General features: G+C 39.1%; 14 protein-coding genes. 11 read left to right on the top strand and 3 right to left on the bottom strand.

Translation table 11 applies throughout. The features are described from left to right. Positions 1-44: 44 nt before the first annotated feature. The 9 genes from BFL47_RS11155 to BFL47_RS11115 all read left to right on the top strand — a co-directional run bounded on the left by BFL47_RS11155 (position 45) and on the right by BFL47_RS11115 (position 10,594). Positions 45-473: an HYC_CC_PP family protein gene (locus BFL47_RS11155; protein WP_069659877.1), complete on the top strand. Its 429-nt coding sequence runs from the start codon at positions 45-47 to the stop codon at positions 471-473. Between the two features lie 319 nt (positions 474-792). Next, complete coding sequence (locus BFL47_RS11150) at positions 793-1,341, top strand: DUF3347 domain-containing protein (protein ID WP_069659876.1); 549 nt, start codon at positions 793-795, stop codon at positions 1,339-1,341. A 318-nt stretch (positions 1,342-1,659) separates the two neighbouring features. Next, a complete protein-coding gene (gene rhaT, locus BFL47_RS11145) occupies positions 1,660-2,736 on the top strand; it encodes an L-rhamnose/proton symporter RhaT (RefSeq protein WP_069659875.1) in 1,077 nt (358 codons plus the stop codon). A gap of 18 nt (positions 2,737-2,754) precedes the next feature. Next, positions 2,755-4,872 carry a bifunctional aldolase/short-chain dehydrogenase gene (locus tag BFL47_RS11140; protein ID WP_069659874.1) on the top strand — a complete coding sequence of 706 codons (2,118 nt, stop codon included), beginning with the start codon at positions 2,755-2,757 and terminating at the stop codon, positions 4,870-4,872. A 76-nt stretch (positions 4,873-4,948) separates the two neighbouring features. Beyond that, positions 4,949-6,223: a TIM barrel protein gene (locus tag BFL47_RS11135; protein ID WP_069659873.1), complete on the top strand. Its 1,275-nt coding sequence runs from the start codon at positions 4,949-4,951 to the stop codon at positions 6,221-6,223. Between the two features lie 94 nt (positions 6,224-6,317). Continuing rightward, positions 6,318-7,703, top strand: coding sequence for an FGGY-family carbohydrate kinase (locus BFL47_RS11130; RefSeq protein WP_069659872.1), 1,386 nt, complete (start codon positions 6,318-6,320; stop codon positions 7,701-7,703). Continuing rightward, a complete protein-coding gene (locus BFL47_RS11125) occupies positions 7,700-8,434 on the top strand; it encodes a (Fe-S)-binding protein (protein ID WP_069659871.1) in 735 nt (244 codons plus the stop codon). The genes BFL47_RS11130 and BFL47_RS11125 overlap by 4 nt, the downstream gene beginning before the upstream one ends. Beyond that, positions 8,431-9,798, top strand: coding sequence for a lactate utilization protein B (locus tag BFL47_RS11120; protein ID WP_069659870.1), 1,368 nt, complete (start codon positions 8,431-8,433; stop codon positions 9,796-9,798). The genes BFL47_RS11125 and BFL47_RS11120 overlap by 4 nt, the downstream gene beginning before the upstream one ends. A 211-nt stretch (positions 9,799-10,009) precedes the next feature. Then, the gene (locus tag BFL47_RS11115) at positions 10,010-10,594 is read left to right on the top strand and encodes a LutC/YkgG family protein (protein ID WP_069659869.1); all 585 of its coding nucleotides are present in this window, start codon (positions 10,010-10,012) and stop codon (positions 10,592-10,594) included. A 153-nt stretch (positions 10,595-10,747) separates the two neighbouring features. Here BFL47_RS11115 and pflA read toward each other — a convergent pair whose 3' ends face one another. The 3 genes from pflA to BFL47_RS11100 form a co-directional block, all read right to left on the bottom strand. Next, positions 10,748-11,533, bottom strand: coding sequence for a pyruvate formate-lyase-activating protein (gene pflA, locus BFL47_RS11110; protein WP_170827308.1), 786 nt, complete (start codon positions 11,531-11,533; stop codon positions 10,748-10,750). An 83-nt stretch (positions 11,534-11,616) separates the two neighbouring features. Further along, positions 11,617-13,851, bottom strand: a complete 2,235-nt coding sequence (gene pflB, locus BFL47_RS11105; protein WP_069659868.1) for a formate C-acetyltransferase — start codon at positions 13,849-13,851, stop codon at positions 11,617-11,619. A gap of 127 nt (positions 13,852-13,978) precedes the next feature. After that, the gene (locus tag BFL47_RS11100; protein WP_069659867.1) at positions 13,979-15,214 is read right to left on the bottom strand and encodes an L-lactate MFS transporter; all 1,236 of its coding nucleotides are present in this window, start codon (positions 15,212-15,214) and stop codon (positions 13,979-13,981) included. A 174-nt stretch (positions 15,215-15,388) separates the two neighbouring features. On the opposite strand from BFL47_RS11100, the gene BFL47_RS11095 reads away from it, so the two are divergent. Both BFL47_RS11095 and BFL47_RS11090 read left to right on the top strand, forming a co-directional pair. Then, entirely contained in the window at positions 15,389-16,420 is a 1,032-nt protein-coding gene (locus tag BFL47_RS11095; protein WP_069659866.1) for a GntR family transcriptional regulator, read from the top strand. A gap of 19 nt (positions 16,421-16,439) precedes the next feature. Continuing rightward, positions 16,440-18,221 carry a glycoside hydrolase family 15 protein gene (locus BFL47_RS11090; RefSeq protein ID WP_069659865.1) on the top strand — a complete coding sequence of 594 codons (1,782 nt, stop codon included), beginning with the start codon at positions 16,440-16,442 and terminating at the stop codon, positions 18,219-18,221. Positions 18,222-18,462 lie beyond the last annotated feature (241 nt).

Raw genomic sequence — 18,462 nt, 5'->3', positions numbered from 1 at the left:
ATATTATATTGTAAACTAATGTAAATTATTATTTTTGTATCCAAATGCAATCAATTAAAAGAATTGTTTATCAATTTTTGGCTCTGATAGTCATTACCTCAGCTAGTGGATTTACTATTTCTGTTCAGCATTGCTGTGGTAAAATAAAAGGAATCAATTTTTTTGCCGAATCTAAAGGTTGTCAAATGCACAAAGAAGGTGCAAAAGACAGTTTGCTAAATAATAGACCCGCTTTCTCGCTAACCGGTAAAAGCTGCTGTTACAATCAGAAAATCTCTATTCATAACAATATGCAAAGTGCCGGAGATAAGCTGCCCATGCACAGCCCATCCATGCCTGTTCTTTATTTAATTCAATCCCTTTTTAATAATTGGTTCGGCTCTTCTACACATGTTGAAGTTAAAGTAAAACCTTATACTATCCTTTGGTATCAAGAATCACTTAATATACTTTTCCGACAATTTAAAATATAGAATTCCCGTTTCTATATCAGAAAGCGATTGCAGAGGATGTGCTAAAAAGAAGAAATTACTTAATGTATTCATGTAAAGCTCTTTTTTATTGTGGTTTAAGCAATCAATGTGATTTTTAAAGTGATCTGTTTTTGTTCTGGCAGCTCTATCCGTAGATTTGACCCGCTGATTTATTTAGCAAGTAAAAAAATAATACAGTTTTATCGCTTCGAAAAACTAAAATAACCTAATTTGCAGCGTACCCACAGGATGATAAAACCTAAATAAGAAATAAGTTCATTCCTGTGCTTCCTCTTTTATCTTTAATATAACAACAAACATGAAAAGAAACTATTTAGTAAAATCGCTGATGTCCTTGGCTTTTATCGTATTTATTACCCTGGTAGCCTGTTCTTCAGATACTAAAACAAATCAAAGTGCTTCTGTAGCGCAAGCAAATAACAGCAAATCGATCCAGAGTATTCCGCCTGTATTCAGCGATTCAAAAGTTAAACAGGTATATAATAGTTATATTCAGTTAAAAAATGCATTGTTTAACGCCAATGTGGTGCAGGTGAAATCTGCTGCTTTGACTCTAAAAACTGCCTTGACTGCAGTAGCTAGTTCAAAAGGCGCAGATCTCTCAATTAAAATGGCAAGTGTATCTTCTTTGGAAGTACAGCGGGGTTTACTAACTCCCCTAAGTGCAGAGGTTGAGAAAATTATTAAAGGATCGAAGCTCTCATCCGGAATTGTTTATAAGCAATTTTGCCCTATGGCAAACAATGGAGATGGTGGCTACTGGTTGGCAAGCGAATCGACTATCAAAAATCCATACTATGGTGATCAGATGAGTTCTTGCGGAAGCGTAAAGGAAGAGATTAATTAGAAGGGTCGGTTTGCACTAATGGTTATCCGCCTTGGCTTAAATTTAAGTAATGCTCATTAACCTGGGTTTAGTCAGTAGCATATGAAATTTCTATAGGACGCTATTAGTTCTCCATTTATTACAACAGTTCGACATTAGAGTAAACCTGCAGGAAACGAATCTGCTTTTTTAATCAATTGGTATGCTGAATTTGACTCATAGCTATTAGCTCATGTACTGTCGTGCAAAGAAATGTTTATTTTTTACATGACAGTGCATGACGGATGTACAGTCCGTTTTAGTTAGTTTTAGCCAAACTAATTTTATAACCACAATTAAATGTCAGCAATATTTGGAGTTCTTTTTCATTTTATCGGAGGATTTGCCTCAGGAAGCTTTTATATACCTTATAAAAAAGTTAAAGGATGGGCTTGGGAAAGTTATTGGATTGTAGGCGGGATATTTTCCTGGCTAATAGTACCTCCTCTTGCCGCTTACTTAACCATTCCTGGATATCTGGAAATTATAGCGCGCACTGATGGTGGTATTTTATGGTTGACTTACTTCTTTGGAACCCTTTGGGGAATCGGAGGATTAACTTATGGACTTGGTGTAAGGTATCTTGGGGTTTCATTAGGAAGCTCCATTATATTGGGACTTTGTTCTGTATTCGGATCTTTAATACCTTCCATTTATTATGATTTTTTTCCTTCACCGGGAAAAGACACCTTCACTATGCTTATTTCAAGTCAGTGGGGACAAATGGTTTTATTAGGTATTGTAATATGTATCATAGGAATCATCATTTGCGGTAAAGCCGGTATGATGAAAGAAAAGGAATTAGGAGACAAAACTAAGGATGCCAGTAATACGGAGTTCAAAATAGGCCTTGGTCTTACAGTAGCCATTATTTCGGGTGTATTAAGTGCCTGTTTTAATTTCGCTTTAGAAGCCGGAAAGCCAATGGCTGAGGTTGCCAATGAAATTTGGAAAAGTGCTAATCCTGGTCAGGGTGAGTTTCTGTTTCAAAATAATGTCACTTATGTGGTTATACTATGGGGTGGATTAACAACTAACTTTATATGGTGTATGATCTTAAATGCGCAGAATAAAACTTTTGGAGATTATACCAATAAAAATACGCCTATTCTTCGTAATATAATTTTCTCTGCTTTGGCAGGACTAACCTGGTTTCTTCAGTTCTTCTTTTATGGAATGGGGGAAAGCAGATTAGGTAACGGACCAAGTTCATGGATTTTACACATGGCATTCATTATTCTAGTTGCCAACGTTTGGGGTATTGTGTTAAAAGAATGGAAGTTTGTAAGTAAGAAAACATATGCTACGGTGCTTTCTGGAATTCTGGTAATTGTAATATCAGTTTTAGTTGTGGGGTATGGGAACTCCTTAAAATAAATCAATAAAAATATACATATGTCTATCGTAAAAGAATTTAAACACGTCAACTATCTATGGGAAGATAGCGTTGCTGCAAAGCTTGCTGGCGATGAAGTAGCATTACTCATTTACAGGTCAAATTTGCTAGGGGCAGACCTTCGTCTTACCAATTATGGTGGTGGTAATACCTCCTGTAAGACAATTGAAAAAGATCCAATAACGGGAGATAATACCGAAGTGATGTGGATCAAAGGTTCTGGTGGTGATATTGGTACATTAAAACGTAGCGGACTTGCAGGCCTGTATGTTGACCGTTTAAGAAGTCTTGAAAATGTGTATAAAGGAATTGAGCAGGAAGATGAAATGGTCGAACTATTCAATCACTGTATCTTCGACTTAAAGTCAAAAGCTCCTTCTATTGATACGCCCTTACACGGATTTCTTCCCTTCAAACATATTGATCATCTTCACCCTGATGCAGCTATTTCAATTGCAGCAGCAAAAGACGGTAGAAAAATAACACAAGAATTATTTAACGGAGCCATTGGATGGGTTGATTGGCAAAAACCAGGCTTTGACCTGGGCTTACAATTAAAACAATGTCTTGCTGAAAATCCAGGAATCCGTGGAATTATGTTAGGTTCTCATGGATTATTTACCTGGGGAGATACTGCATACGACTGTTACATCAATAGTCTTGAAATCATTGAAGCATCAGCTGAGTACTTAGAGCAGAATTACGGTAAAAAGGGTCCTGTATTTGGTGGACAGCGTATTGAAAGCCTTGAGGCTGATGCCCGTAAAAAACAAGCAGCAGCTATTGCCCCTGTTTTAAGAGGATTTTGTTCAAGTGAGCGCCATATGATAGGCCACTTCACTGATGATGTACGCGTACTTGAGTTCATTAACTCAAATGATTTAGATCGCCTGGCGCCTATGGGAACGAGCTGTCCGGACCATTTCCTTCGTACAAAGATCAGTCCGCTTGTATTGGAATTAGAAGCAAATGCAAATCTTGCTGATATTGACGATTTAAAAGAAAAGCTAACTCCGGCATTTGAAGCTTATCGTCATATGTATAGAGCCTATTACGATAATTGTAAACATGATAATAGTCCTGCTATCCGCGATTCTAATCCGGTAGTTGTATTGTATCCAGGAGTAGGGATGTTTACCTTTTCAAAGGATAAACAAACTGCCCGTGTAGCCGCTGAGTTCTACACCAACGCAATAAATGTGATGAAAGGTGCTGAAGCGGTATCTGAATATACCTCTTTGCCTCGTCAGGAAGCTTTTGATATTGAATATTGGTTATTGGAGGAAGCAAAACTATCCCGTCAGCCAAAACCCAAACCACTATCTGGTCGTATTGCCTTGATTACTGGTAGTGCCGGAGGTATTGGAAAGGCAATTGCAAAACGCTTTGTTGATGAAGGTGGTGTAGTTGTGATTAATGATAATGACTCAGGCAGGTTAGAGTCGGCAAGAACCGAATTTAATACCCAGTTTGGTAAAGATGCCTTTGCTGCAGTATTATTAGATGTTACCGATTCAGAAAAAATAGTAAATGCCTATAATGAAGCTGCTTTGGCTTTCGGAGGTGTAGATATTATCGTAAATTGTGCTGGATTATCCATTTCAAAGCCTATTCAGGATCATACTGAAAAAGACTGGGATATCTTATATGATGTATTGGTTAAAGGTCAATTCCTGGTTACTCAAAAAGGACTAGCAGTAATGCGTAAGCAGGCTTTGGGTGGCGATATAATCAATATAGTAAGTAAAAATGCGTTGGTATCCGGACCGAATAATGCCGGTTATGGATCTGCCAAGGCAGCACAGTTACACCTAAGCAGGTTAAATGCTGCTGAATTAGGGGGTGATGGTATCCGTGTTAACGTCGTTAATCCTGATGCGGTTATTTCTGATAGTAAAATTTGGGAAAGCGGATGGGCAGAAGGCCGTGCGAAAGCATACGGTGTTACAGTTGCCGAATTACCAGCGTATTATGCTAAACGTACACTGCTTAATAAGATCATTTTACCTGACGACATTGCCAACGCATGTTTCGTATTGGTAGGTGGTTTATTAAACAAGTCAACTGGAAATGTGCTTAACGTTGATGGGGGTGTTGCGATGGCATTTGTAAGATAGAAACCAAATAAATTAAGGGCTTCAGTTGGTTCATTTATCCATATGTATGCTGAAGCCCTCCTTAAAACCATAGTATATGAAAATTGAGAGGTATCAGATTGAGGAACACAATAGTAAATTGGCTCAATCGCACCAAAGAAAGTTTGAATTTTTAGCTCAGGATATCAAGGGTACAGAAGATATCATAGCGAAGCTGATGAAGTTTCAAATTGCTATTCCAAGCTGGGCTCTTGGCACAGGAGGAACACGTTTCGCTCGTTTCTCAGGAGGTGGAGAACCTCGTAGTCTGGAAGAAAAGATAGAAGATATTGGCGTACTTCACCAGTTAAATCAATCCAGTGGTGCTATCTCGCTTCATATTCCCTGGGATATCCCCGAAAATATTCAGGCTACCAAAGTACTTGCAGCTCAACATGGCCTGCGTTTTGACGCCATGAACTCTAATACTTTTCAGGATCAACCTGGTCAGAAAAAGAGCTACAAGTTTGGCTCTATGCAACATGTGGATAAAGCAGTACGCCAACAGGCCATTGATCACAATATTGAAGTGATTAAATATGGTGTTGATCTGGGTTCAGAATCATTAACCGTTTGGTTGGCTGATGGATCTTGTTTCCCCGGACAGCTGAGCTTTAAAAGAGCATTTGAAAATACATTAGAAAGTTTACAGGAAGTCTATGCTGCCCTGCCTGAAAAATGGAAAATCTTTGTAGAATACAAAGCATTTGAACCTAATTTCTATTCTACAACTGTAGGAGATTGGGGACAATCACTTCTATATACCAGTAAATTAGGACCTAAAGCATATACCCTGGTAGATCTTGGTCACCATTTGCCAAATGCCAATATTGAACAAATCGTTTCCTTGCTTTTAATGGAAGGAAAACTAGGTGGATTTCACTTCAATGATTCTAAATATGGCGATGATGATTTAACTGCCGGAAGTGTAAAACCTTACCAATTGTTTTTGATCTTCAATGAGTTGGTAGCCGGAATGGATGCAAAGGGCATGGATCATGCAACTGGTTTAGGCTGGATGATTGATGCCTCTCATAATGTAAAAGATCCTTTAGAAGATCTGTTACAATCAGTAGAAGCAATTATGATGGCTTATGCTCAGGCGCTATTAGTTGATACTTTAGGACTTGAAGAAGCTCGTTTAGCGAATGATGTAGTACGTTGCCAGGAGATTCTTCAGCATGCTTTCCGTACAGATGTACGTCCTTTAGTTGCTGAAGCACGACTTCGTGCAAATGCTGCTGTAAATCCGGTAGCTTTATTCCGCGAACTTCAGATCAGAGAAAAACTGATTGGAGAAAGAGGATTCAAAACCGTAGCAACAGGATTATAGTCACAGAGTAAAGTATCTAGTTGAAGCAGCTTTTTCCATATAGGATCATCCTGCTTCAATTTTTTATTAAAGCTCGAAATATTCGTATAAAAAGATGGTAGTTCCTGTTATAGCAGTATTTGATGTTGGGAAAACCAATAAAAAGGTTTTCTTTTTTGATGAACAATATAAGATTGTCCTGGAGCGTAGTGCTCAGTTTGACGAAACAATAGATGAGGATGGCGATCCTTGTGAAGATATTAATCTTTTAACTTCCTGGATTAGGGATACAATTGATGAGATTACCAAGCTGGACAAGTTTATTATAAAGGGAGTTAATTTCTCTGCTTATGGTGCATCATTTGTGCATCTGGATGAGCAAGGAAATCCGCTTACCCCGATTTATAACTATCTGAAACCGTATCCTCAGTATTTGCATGAACAGTTTTATGCCAAGTATGGTGGAGAGTTACTGGTTTCTAAAGAAACAGCTTCTCCTGTGCTGGGAAATCTAAATTCCGGTATGCAGTTGTACCGACTGAAGTATGAAAACCCGAAAATCTTCAACAAGATTAAAGTATCCCTGCATTTACCGCAATATCTAAGTTTCCTTATTTCCGGAAAGGCATATACCGATATCACCAGTATTGGTTGTCATACAGGCCTATGGGATTATACGGCCAATAACTACCACCGCTGGGTAACCGAAGAGGGAATTGAAGAAAAACTTGCACCGATCAATGCCACTGATTTCGCATCTGAAATAAAAATTAATGGGTTAACCCGTTATGCAGGCATTGGATTGCATGATAGTTCTGCTGCATTAATTCCTTTCCTTGCCAGTTTTCAGGAACCTTTCATGCTGCTTTCTACAGGCACATGGTGTGTGAGTCTGAACCCATTTAATCAATCTCCACTCACAGAGGCTGAGTTGAAAAAAGATTGTTTGTGTTATATCAGTTATAAGGGTAATCCCGTTAAGGCTTCAAGGCTTTTCGCAGGAAACGAACATGAACAACAAACCAAAAAGATAGCTGGACATTTTAATAAGACAGCGGACTTTTATAAAAAATTAGAATATAATGTGGAGAGTTTAAATCGCCTCCATAAAAAACAGCAAGGAGTTCATACTACAACACAATCAGGAGATCTTTTAGCTTCAGGTTTTGAGTCGAGGGATTTAAAAACCTTTAGTTCCGCCGAAGATGCGTATCATCAGCTGATTAGTGATCTGATGAAATTGCAAACTCAGGCCAGTAAACTGGTACTTGAAGGCACAGAAGTGAAACGTATTTTTGTGGACGGAGGCTTTAGTAAGAACCCGATATATATGCAATTACTGGCATCAGCATTTCCTGAAATGGAAGTTTTTGCTGCATCCGTAGCTCAAGCTACCTCAATAGGGGCAGCGCTGGCTATACATAAACATTGGAACAGTAAAGCTTTACCCACCAATATTATTGATTTAAAATTTTATTCAGCATCAGAACTCGTATTATGACCGTTGGGTTATTCATTCCTTGTTACGTAGATCAATTCTACCCCAATGCAGCCATTGCAACCTTGCAGTTGCTGGAAAAATTGGGCGTGGATGTCGTGTATCCTAAAAAGCAGACTTGTTGCGGTCAGCCAATGGCCAATTCAGGGTTTTCTCATCTTACCGGAGGATGCGACGATTTATTCACTGAACTCTTTGAAGAGTTCGATTACGTCGTTGTTCCCTCTGGCAGTTGTACTTTGCACTTGAAAGATCATCTGCATTCAGATAAACACCCTGAATCCGCAAAAGGTCTGCGTAAAAAGGTATATGAACTGGTGGAGTTTTTAACCGATATCTTACAGGTTAAAGAGCTGAATGCGAAGTTTCCTTACCGTGTAGGTGTTCATCAAAGCTGTCATGGACTGAGAGGTCTTCATCTTTCACAGATGACAGAATTGGTTGCTCCGGCATTCTCTAAGCCCAATCAACTTTTAAGTATGGTTGATGGTTTGGAACTGGTCGATCTCGACCGTACAGATGAATGTTGCGGTTTTGGCGGCACATTCTGTGTGGCTGAAGAAGCGGTCTCCTCTAAAATGGGCAAAGATCGTGTTGCTGATCATATTAAACACGGTGCCGAATATATCACCAGTGCCGATTTATCCTGTCTGATGCATATGGAAGGTATATTGCACAGGCAAAAAAGTAATGTTAAAGTTGTGCATATCGCAGAGATTTTGAATGGAATATGAAGGATCACGCTGAACTATCTGAAGAATTTAATAAGGATGAAGCCCGTGTGGATTGGCATGATGAAACTTTATGGTTCATCAGAGAGAAGCGCGATAAGGCCGTTCATACCATTCCTGAATGGGAGTGGTTGAGGGAAACAGGATCGCAGATTAAGAATAATGTACTTTCTAATCTGAGTGTCTACCTGGAGCAATTCGAATCAAATGCACTAGCAAACGGCGTTAAAGTCCATTGGGCTGCCAACGCTGCCGAGCATAATGAGATCGTATTATCCATCTTAAAGGGACATCAGGTAGACCGCATGGTGAAGAGCAAATCGATGCTGACCGAAGAATGTCATTTGAATGATTACCTTACCGGCAATGGAATTGAGGTAATTGATTCTGATTTAGGAGAGCGGATTGTTCAGCTGGCCAACGAAACGCCAAGCCATATTGTGTTGCCTTGCATCCATAAAAAGAAGGAAGAAATAGGCGACTTATTTCATGAGTTTTTAGGAACAGCAGCTGGTGAATCCGATCCTCAGGTACTTACAGAAGCGGCCCGTCAACATTTACGCGAAACGTTTATGACCCGTAAAGTAGCACTTACAGGGGTTAACTTTGCCGTAGCTGAAACAGGTGAGTTCGTAGTTTGTACCAATGAAGGAAATGCAGATATGGGTGCCCACCTCTCTGAAGTGCACATTGCCTCAATGGGGATCGAAAAGATCATTCCTGAACGTAAGCACCTGGGCGTTTTTTTACGCTTACTCACACGAAGTGCAACCGGCCAGCCGATTACAACTTACTCCAGTCATTTCATGAAACCACGCCAAGGTCAGGAGATGCACATTATTCTGGTAGATAATGGTCGTAGCCGTCAGTTAGGGCGTGCAGACTTTCGTAATTCGCTTAAATGTATCCGTTGTGGATCGTGTATGAATACATGTCCTGTTTATAGAAGGAGTGGTGGTCATAGTTACCATACCGCTATTAGTGGTCCAATAGGAGCAATCCTGGCACCCAATCTGGATATGAAGGATTACGCAGATCTTCCATTTGCCTCTACTTTATGTGGCTCTTGTTCCAATGTATGCCCTGTGAAAATAGATATTCATGAGCAGCTGTATAAATGGCGTCAGGTATTGGTAAAAGATGGATACGTGAGTCCTGTTAAAGCGATCAGTATGAAAGCCATGGCCTTTACTTTTGCAAATCCTACTGTATTTGAAGTAGCTGGAAAATCAGGACGCTGGTTTATGAAAAACTTCCCTTCCCTGGTAAGTAATAAGTTGAACCCCTGGTACAAAGAACGCGAAATGCCCGAACCTCCAAAGGAGTCCTTTAGAGAATGGTACTCAAAAAATAGAAAAATAACTTAAGCCAAAACAGGAAATGATTCTTATTAATTTCCTGTTTTTAATAGGATCTAAAATATACTTCGGTAGCCAGCACCAAGGGATAAAATCTTATTATTCCTTGAATTAATAGGATTCAAAAATGTACTCCGTTTAATGATACCACGATGATACCAAGAGATAAATTCTGATTTATTTCTTGAATTAAAAACAGTCAATATATAATACTTTAAAGATGTCAAGCAGGAATTTAATATTAGCAGCGTTAAGAGAAAATCAACCAGAATTTAGTGCTTTGCCAGATCTGGATGGTCCTATATCCTTGGAGACTGAACCAGTAGAAAAATTCAAGACGCTTGCAACGGCTATAGGCAGCAAAATTTTTGAAGTCAGTAACTTTGATCAGATCAAAGAAGTAATCATTAAACAGTTCTCCGCAAAGGCACGAATCATTTCATCTTTCGAAGAGCTCGCTGCGATCGCTGAAACCGATATAAAAGGCATCAACCCACATCTTCTGGAAAATACTGAACTTGCTATCCTTAAAGCACAGCTGGGTGTTGCCGAGAATGGCTCTATGTGGGTACCTGAATTGAATATGATGCAACGCGTGTTACCTTTTATTTGTCAGCACCTTGCTTTAGTTGTTTATAAAAAAGATATTGTTTCCAATATGCACGAAGCCTATCAGATTTTGGGTAATAGTAATACAGGGTTTGGTGCATTCATTGCCGGACCATCCAAAACAGCTGATATAGAACAATCCCTGGTTCTTGGGGCACATGGCCCAAGGAGTATGACCGTTTTTATAATGAATTAAAGACCTTATCCATATAAGGAAGACCGGATGATTAACCAAGATTATAAGGATGCTTAAAGGCGCAGTTTCTCTATTTTATGAAAGTGGATACAGGAAATGAAGCGCAGCGTTTAATCAAATAACCACTTGAAATAAATTAACCCCAAATAAACCTTATTTTAATATCACATTATCAAAGTACTTATTAAATATAGCAAGCGTTTTCTGCTTGCTTTCCTCCGTAGGAGTAGGCGTGTCTTTTAAAGGATAATCCATCTTTAATAATTCCCATTTATGTAGTCCCAGCTGGTGAAACGGAATAATTTCAACCCGTTCTACGGTCTTAAAATTAGTAAACCGCTGTCCCCATTCTTCTATATATTGTTCCTGATCGGTCCATCCCGGAACCAGTACATAGCGCAGCCACAATCTCTTTCCAATCGATTCGCAATAATCAGCCAAAGCCAGCGTATTTTTATTGGTTAACCCAGTTAGTTTACGGTGAATCTCCTCATTGATATGTTTCACATCCAGCATCACCAGGTCAGTATGTATGAGTAGCTCATGTACATGCACGTCATTCAACCGTCCATTTGTATCCAAACAGGTATTGATTCCTTCCTTATGCAGGCGCTGAAATAATGTAGAGAGTTTACTTCTTTGTAAAAGTGGTTCACCACCTGATACCGTTACTCCCCCAAATTTGCCGAAGTAGGCTTTTTGCCTCACAGCCCTTTGTACCAGCTCGTCAATGGCAATTAGTTCTCCAGCTTTTACGTCAAGCGTATCCGGATTCTGACAATACAGGCAACGGAACTGGCATCCCTGAACGAATATGACCATCCGTATTCCCGGACCATCATGTGTTCCAAATGTTTCAAGAGAGTGGATGCGGAGATGTTCAGGATCATCAATGTTCAATTTTGAAGCTTCGATATCCTGTAGAGGTAAATACAACATGGCGTAAGATGTGAAAAATAAATTAAAAAAAAAGGGTCAGGCGTAAAATACCTGACCCTTTCACTATTTAAACTGATTATTACTTACATTTTTTCGTGGAATGTACGGGCAATAACTTCTAATTGATGTGCACGAGATAAACGAACAAAGTTTACAGCGTATCCAGAAACACGAATGGTTAACTGTGGATATTCTTCTGGGTGATTATAAGCATCCATCAAAGTTTCACGGTTCAAAACATTCACATTTAAGTGATGGGCCATATGTTTGAAGTATCCTTCAATAGTGTTCACCAAGTTTGTTACTTGTTCCTCTTTTGTATCTCCTAATGATTTTGGAATCATAGAGAAGGTATTTGAAATACCATCCTGAGCATCTGTGTATCTAAGTTTAGCTACAGAGTTCAACGATGCAATAGCACCACTGCTATCACGTCCATGCATTGGATTTGCACCTGGAGCAAATGGTTCACCAGATTTACGTCCATCAGGAGTTGCACCAGTGTTTGTTCCGTACATTACATTTGATGTAATGGTTAACAATGAAAGTGTAGGAGTTGAGTTTTTATAAGTCTGATGCTTACGCAATTCATTGATAAAGAAATGAGTGATTTCCTGTGCGATAGTATCCGGACGGTCATCATCATTACCAAACTGTGGATATTCTCCTTCAATCTTGAAATCAACTGTTAAGCCTTTTTCATTTCTGATTGGAGTAACCTTTGCATATTTAATTGCAGCTAATGAATCGGCGATAATTGAAATACCGGCAGCACCATAAGCGATATCTACACGTGGATCAGAATCAATTAATGACATCTGAGCTCTTTCATAATAGTATTTATCATGCATGTAGTGAATGATGTACATTGCTTTCGCATATACACGGGCAAGATCACTTAAAGTTCTCTTGAATACATCCAATACCAAATCGTAATCTAAAGGTCCTTCTGGTAATTCTGGAATTCCCTTAACGATTACAGTTCCTTCATGTTCCTCTCTACCTGCATTCAAAGAGATTAATAAAGCCTTAGGAAGATTTGCTCTTGCTCCAAAGTGTTGAATTGCTTTACCAATTTCCTGGTATGATACGCAACATGCAATACCATAATCATCAGAACCTCTGTTAGGGCGCATCAAGTCATCATTTTCATATTGAATAGATGATGTATCGATAGACACCTGTGCACAGAATCTCTTAAATCCTTCTGGTAATTCTTCAGACCATAGAATAGTTAAATTTGGTTCTGGAGATGATCCTAAGTTGTATAAGGTTTGAAGGAAACGGAAAGAAGTCTTAGTTACCTTAGTACGTCCGTCGTTTAACTGACCACCTAAAGATTCTGTAACCCATGTTGGATCTCCACCGAAGATTTCATCATAAGAAGCAGGACGTAAATGACGAACTAATCTTAGTTTCATCACAAATTGATCTACTAATTCCTGAGCTTCTTCTTCAGTAATTAAGCCACTTTTTAAATCTCTTTCTAAGTAAATATCAAGGAATGAAGATACATTACCTAATGACATTGCAGCACCATCTTGTTCCTTAACAGCAGCAAGGTAACCGAAATATACCCATTGGATAGCTTCTTTCGCAGTAGTTGCAGCATTAGAAATATTCAAACCGTATTCAGCAGCCATCAAAACGATGTCCTTTAAAGCAGCGATCTGAGAGTTTATTTCTTCACGTAAGCGAACTTTATGTTCAGTCATTTCTCCACTAACCTGTTTGAAATCGGCTTTTTTGAAAGCGATTAAGGCATCTGCACCATATAAGGCCAGACGGCGGAAGTCACCAATTATACGTCCACGTGCGTAATTATCAGGTAAACCTGTTAATACGTGTTTTGAACGGTATGCGCGAATCTCAGGATCGTAAGCATTAAATACACCTTCATTATGATTCTTTGCATATTTAAATATATCCTTGATCCGGTCTGAAACTTCAAGTCCGCGTTCTCTTGCTGCAGACTCTACCAATTTGATACCACCAAACGGTTTCAATGATCTTTTAAGTAATACGTCAGTTTGAAGACCAACAATTACTTCATCTTCTTTTTTAATATATCCTGGCCTGAAGGCTGTGATGTTAGAAATTGTTTCAGTGTCTACTGCAAGGCACCCATTGTTAGCTCTTTCAATTGCAAGTGCTTCCTTAGTTGCATTCCATACATTGATGGTTTTTGCAGAAGGACCAGATAGAAAGGAAGAATTTCCGGTATACGGTGTAATGTTTTTTACAACAAAACTGTATACGTTTAATGTTGAGTTCCATTCTCCTTGTTCAAATGGAATTGCTGTGACATCTGTTTTCATAATTTTTTAAAATTACCGTTGTTCTTATTAGATACAACAAATTTAACTAATGTTTCAACTTATAAATATGATACGGGTCACATTAATATATGATTCTATATTCATAAATAAGTGAGTAAAATTTTGCTTAATTTTCAAACAATATAGCGTTTTTATTGTCAGTATCGCAAATTATTTCTTTTTCTGGCTTGGAAATCATTTTGTTTTTTAAAGCAATTGACATCATACAAGTAGCAAATAATATGCCAGCAAATAAATAGAATATCCGGGTATAATCAGCACTTAAAGTGATCAACCAAGGGCCTACAAAGGCAGCTGCGGACCATGCAATTAATACATATCCAAGTACAGAACCCATTTTGTCTGACCCATAGATATCTTTAATAAATGCTGGTATCGTAGCAAAAGCCCCACCATAACAACTGATAATAACGAGTACAGCTATATAAAATACGGTTGCTCCAGGAGTCTGGCTAAGTATAAGAAAACAAATAGTTCCTATAACAAAGAAGCCCATAAATGTATTCCATCTACCCATTTTATCAGATACGCTGGACCATATTAATCTACCCAAACCATTGAATAAACCAATGAAACCGACAAACACAATGGCCGCTGCTTCACTGATATGAATAATGTCTTTAGCCATTGGAGCCGCTACGGCTATCAATGCAATTCCACAAGTGGTATTCAAAAATAACATAAACCACAGGCCATAAAACCGAACGTCTTTCAATAATTCTGAAGCCGGTACGGAAGAACCTCCACTATGATAATCGAGCACGGTTGATGGTGTTGTTGGTTCTGCCAGGTACAAAGATGCAATCACCATGAAACAGAAGTAAGTCAATGCCAAGGTGTAAAAAGTATTCGGCACACCTATACTATTAGATATAGGATTGATAATTTGCGATGCAATCACTGATCCGACAGCAAAAGACATAATCACAAGTCCTGACGCAAATCCGGGTTTATCGGGAAACCACTTGATCACGACAGAAACCGGCGTGATATAACCAAAACCCAACCCTATACCACTTATTACCCCATATGATAAGTAAAAAAGGGGTAAGGAGCCGATGCTATTGGCGTAACCTGCAATTGCTAGTCCTGTTCCAAAAAACAGAGCTCCAATTATTCCTGCTTTTTTCGGACCTATCTTATTCACAAAGCTGCCCATAAATGCTGCGGTAAGTCCTAAAAAGCAAATTGCCAGACTAAAAGCGAACTTTAACTGATGGGCATCCCAGCCGTTCAAAGATCCGATAGGTTTGATCCACACACTGTAAGCGTAGATAGACCCGATTGATAATTGTAAAGTCATTCCGGCTAATGCCATTAGCCATTTATTCTTTGAATTCATATTGATGAAAATGATATTATGAGGCAAAGGTATATACCACCATCCTATAAAAAATTGATCCCGGTCATATATGCACAATATCATCGATCAGGTTAAAAACAATTCGTATAGAACATTAGGCTGATTAAAAACAAAAATTTAACTTAGCCTTTCCAACGACAGCTTTTATAACGAATGAAACCCATCCGATTCTTTGATCACATCCGGATTGATGAGTTCTCCGCAACTCCAAAATATCTACAACTTACTAATGCAATTCTCATTGCCATTGAAGCAGGGAAGCTCGATAAAAATGAAATGCTCCCATCCATCAACGAATTAAGCTATGAGTTAGAAATTTCCCGCGATACCGCAGAAAAGGGCTATAAGTATTTAAAAAAGATAGGAGTACTGGCTTCTATTCCGGGCAAAGGTTATTATATCGCCAGCACAGAGTTCAGGCAAACCCTGCGCATTTGTTTGTTTTTTAATAAACTGAGTAGCCACAAAAAAATCCTTTATGATGCTTTTATCGCCACGCTCGGAGAACAAATAGCTGTAGATTTTTATATTTATAATAGCGATTGTACTTTATTCAAAAAATTGCTCAGCAATAAACTGGAAGGATATTCGCACTATGTAATCATTCCTCATTTTTTTGAAGGCGAAGAAAGCGCCTGCCAGATGATCAACTCGATCCCTAAGGCCAAGCTGATTATTTTGGATAAAAAGATTCCAAGCATAACTGGGGAGTACGCTGCCGTTTATGAAAACTTTGAAAAAGACATTTATGACTCTCTCGAACAAGCCCGCGAACCTCTTAGTAAATACCATACCATTAAACTGATCTTTCCGGAACGGAGCTATTTCCCGAAAGAAATTAAAAAAGGTTTTCTTCGCTTCTGTCAGCAATATGCATTCAATCATAAAGTGATAAGCGATATTGCGAATGAGCCCATCCAGGAAGGGGAGGTATATATAAATCTCATGGAAAGTGACCTGGTTGCTCTAGTAGAACGCCTCATCTCTCTCGATCTTAAAATAGGAAGTCAAGTAGGTGTAATCTCCTATAATGAGACCCCTTTAAAGCGGATTATACTGGATGGAATAACCACCATTTCAACTGATTTTCAAGAGATGGGATCTATTGCTGCAAAGATGATACTCGAAAATTCCAACAAACACGTCGAAGTTCCGTTCTCTTTAATACTAAGGTCATCTTTGTAATTTAAACAATCCCTTTATAATGAGTAAACATACGTATCAAACCGGACTTATTGGTAATTGCGCTTTTCTTGCACACGTACACAAAAACACGGATATTTCTTGGTTATGCTGGCCTCGTTTTGATAGCACATTCGTCTTCGGATCACTGCTTGATGATAAAAAAGGCGGAGAATTTACTATCCGTCCTGAGGAAGAGTTTACCTCTACACAACATTATCTTGAAAATACCAATGTCCTGGTAACCGAAGTGACCTGCGAAAGTGGAATCTATCGGATTACCGATTTTGCGCCCCGTTTCAATCAGTACGACCGCTATTTTAAGCCACTGATGCTGATCAGAAAAATTGAGCCTGTAACCGGAACCCCACGTATAAAAGTAAAATGCGAACCTGTAGCCGAGTATGGCAAACTGAAGCTGGAGGCCCAACGTGGAAGTAACCACATTGAGTATGTTGGTGCCGATAGTGACATGCGATTGACTACTGATATTCCCATCACCTATATTTTTGATGATAGCTATTTCGTATTAAATGAAGTCAAATACTTAGTACTTACCTATGGCGCCCCTTTGGAAGCTCCATTAGTCAGTACCAGTGAAACCTTCTTAAGAGAAACGGTTAATTACTGGCGGATGTGGATTAAGTATTCTTCCATAGCCGGCTTTTTTCAGCAATATGTAATTCGGTCAGCACTGGTTTTAAAAATTCATCAATACGAAGATACAGGAGCCATTATAGCGGCTAGTACCACCAGTCTGCCCGAATTTGATGGCAGCGGACGAAACTGGGATTACCGCTATTGCTGGTTGCGCGATACATTTTATGTGATCTCATCACTCAACCACATTGGCCATTTTCAGGAAATGGAACGCTATTTTAATTATGTAGCTGATATTTCGGTGTCCGAAAAGTCGCGCTATCAACCCCTTTACCGGATTGATGGCAATAAAAAACTCGATGAGTCAATACTGGATTATCTCGACGGATACAAAGGAAATAAGCCTGTCCGAATCGGTAACCAGGCCAATGAACATATTCAGAATGATATCTACGGACAGGTTATGATTTCGATCATGCCCTTGTATACCGATCACCGGTTTATATTTCGTGAGCGTAAGGATTCACGCATGTGGATTTCCTCCATTCTGGATAAAATAGAACGAACGATTGATGAGAAGGATGCCGGTATTTGGGAGTTTCGTAACTTCGCCAATGTACATTGTTATAGTAATTTATTTCAATGGGCAGGATGTTCGGCAGCGGCAAAAACGGCAGTCACTATTGGCGATAAAGAATTAGAAGAAAAGGCCTTGATGCTGAAAGCTAAGGCCGCAGCGCACATTGAAAGTTGTTACGATCCGGTAAGAAAAGTATACACCAATGCAGCTGGAAGTAGCCATTTAGATGCCAGCACGCTGCAATTAATAATGATGAACTATCTTGATCCTGCATCCGACCGGGCTAAGGATCATCTGAAGGCCTTGGAAGCAGAGCTTAAAACAGAAAAAGGATTAATTTACCGGTATGTACATGAGGATGACTTTGGTAAGCCAAAGACAACTTTCCTGATCTGCGCTTTCTGGTATGTTGAAGCTCTTGCCTGTGTGGGTAGAATAGAGGAAGCCGTAACCGAGTTTGAAAAACTAATGGAATATGCTAATCACCTGATGTTATTCAGTGAGGATGTGGATGAGGCTACCGGAAGTCAGTGGGGGAATTTCCCTCAGGCGTATAGCCATGTTGGTTTAATGAATGCGGCTTATCGGATCTCAATGAAACTGGATAAGCCTATATTTCTATAGATTACATCATCAGATCTTATAAGAACGCTATCTTTGACGAATCAACATGAACGCGTTTAGTAGGATAATGGAATAAGAGAGGAAAGGCTCTGATAAAGTGGTTGTCCCTTGCTTGTTCGCTGGTTGTCCCTTGCTTGCTCACCATGAGCCTAACAAGCAAGGGACAACCAGCGAACAAGCAAGCCGTGAGATGCAACCAACGCGTACAGGAGTTGTCTCGTCCTAATATAGCTATACACTT

Origin of the sequence: Arcticibacter eurypsychrophilus (assembly GCF_001730525.1) — a bacterium.
In the GTDB taxonomy this organism is placed as follows: domain Bacteria; phylum Bacteroidota; class Bacteroidia; order Sphingobacteriales; family Sphingobacteriaceae; genus Arcticibacter; species Arcticibacter eurypsychrophilus.
Note: the sequence above shows the minus strand (reverse complement) of the source record. Positions and strands in the feature narration are given on the sequence as shown.

Bases quoted from the DNA above. Each gene is read 5' to 3' on its own strand.
- BFL47_RS11155 (WP_069659877.1), top strand. From the start codon at position 45: ATGCAATCAATTAAAAGAATTGTTTATCAATTTTTGGCTCTGATAGTC.
- BFL47_RS11150 (WP_069659876.1), top strand. From the start codon at position 793: ATGAAAAGAAACTATTTAGTAAAATCGCTGATGTCCTTGGCTTTTATC.
- rhaT (WP_069659875.1), top strand. From the start codon at position 1,660: ATGTCAGCAATATTTGGAGTTCTTTTTCATTTTATCGGAGGATTTGCC.
- BFL47_RS11140 (WP_069659874.1), top strand. From the start codon at position 2,755: ATGTCTATCGTAAAAGAATTTAAACACGTCAACTATCTATGGGAAGAT.
- BFL47_RS11135 (WP_069659873.1), top strand. From the start codon at position 4,949: ATGAAAATTGAGAGGTATCAGATTGAGGAACACAATAGTAAATTGGCT.
- BFL47_RS11130 (WP_069659872.1), top strand. From the start codon at position 6,318: ATGGTAGTTCCTGTTATAGCAGTATTTGATGTTGGGAAAACCAATAAA.
- BFL47_RS11125 (WP_069659871.1), top strand. From the start codon at position 7,700: ATGACCGTTGGGTTATTCATTCCTTGTTACGTAGATCAATTCTACCCC.
- BFL47_RS11120 (WP_069659870.1), top strand. From the start codon at position 8,431: ATGAAGGATCACGCTGAACTATCTGAAGAATTTAATAAGGATGAAGCC.
- BFL47_RS11115 (WP_069659869.1), top strand. From the start codon at position 10,010: ATGTCAAGCAGGAATTTAATATTAGCAGCGTTAAGAGAAAATCAACCA.
- pflA (WP_170827308.1), bottom strand. From the start codon at position 11,533: ATGTTGTATTTACCTCTACAGGATATCGAAGCTTCAAAATTGAACATT.
- pflB (WP_069659868.1), bottom strand. From the start codon at position 13,851: ATGAAAACAGATGTCACAGCAATTCCATTTGAACAAGGAGAATGGAAC.
- BFL47_RS11100 (WP_069659867.1), bottom strand. From the start codon at position 15,214: ATGAATTCAAAGAATAAATGGCTAATGGCATTAGCCGGAATGACTTTA.
- BFL47_RS11095 (WP_069659866.1), top strand. From the start codon at position 15,389: ATGAAACCCATCCGATTCTTTGATCACATCCGGATTGATGAGTTCTCC.
- BFL47_RS11090 (WP_069659865.1), top strand. From the start codon at position 16,440: ATGAGTAAACATACGTATCAAACCGGACTTATTGGTAATTGCGCTTTT.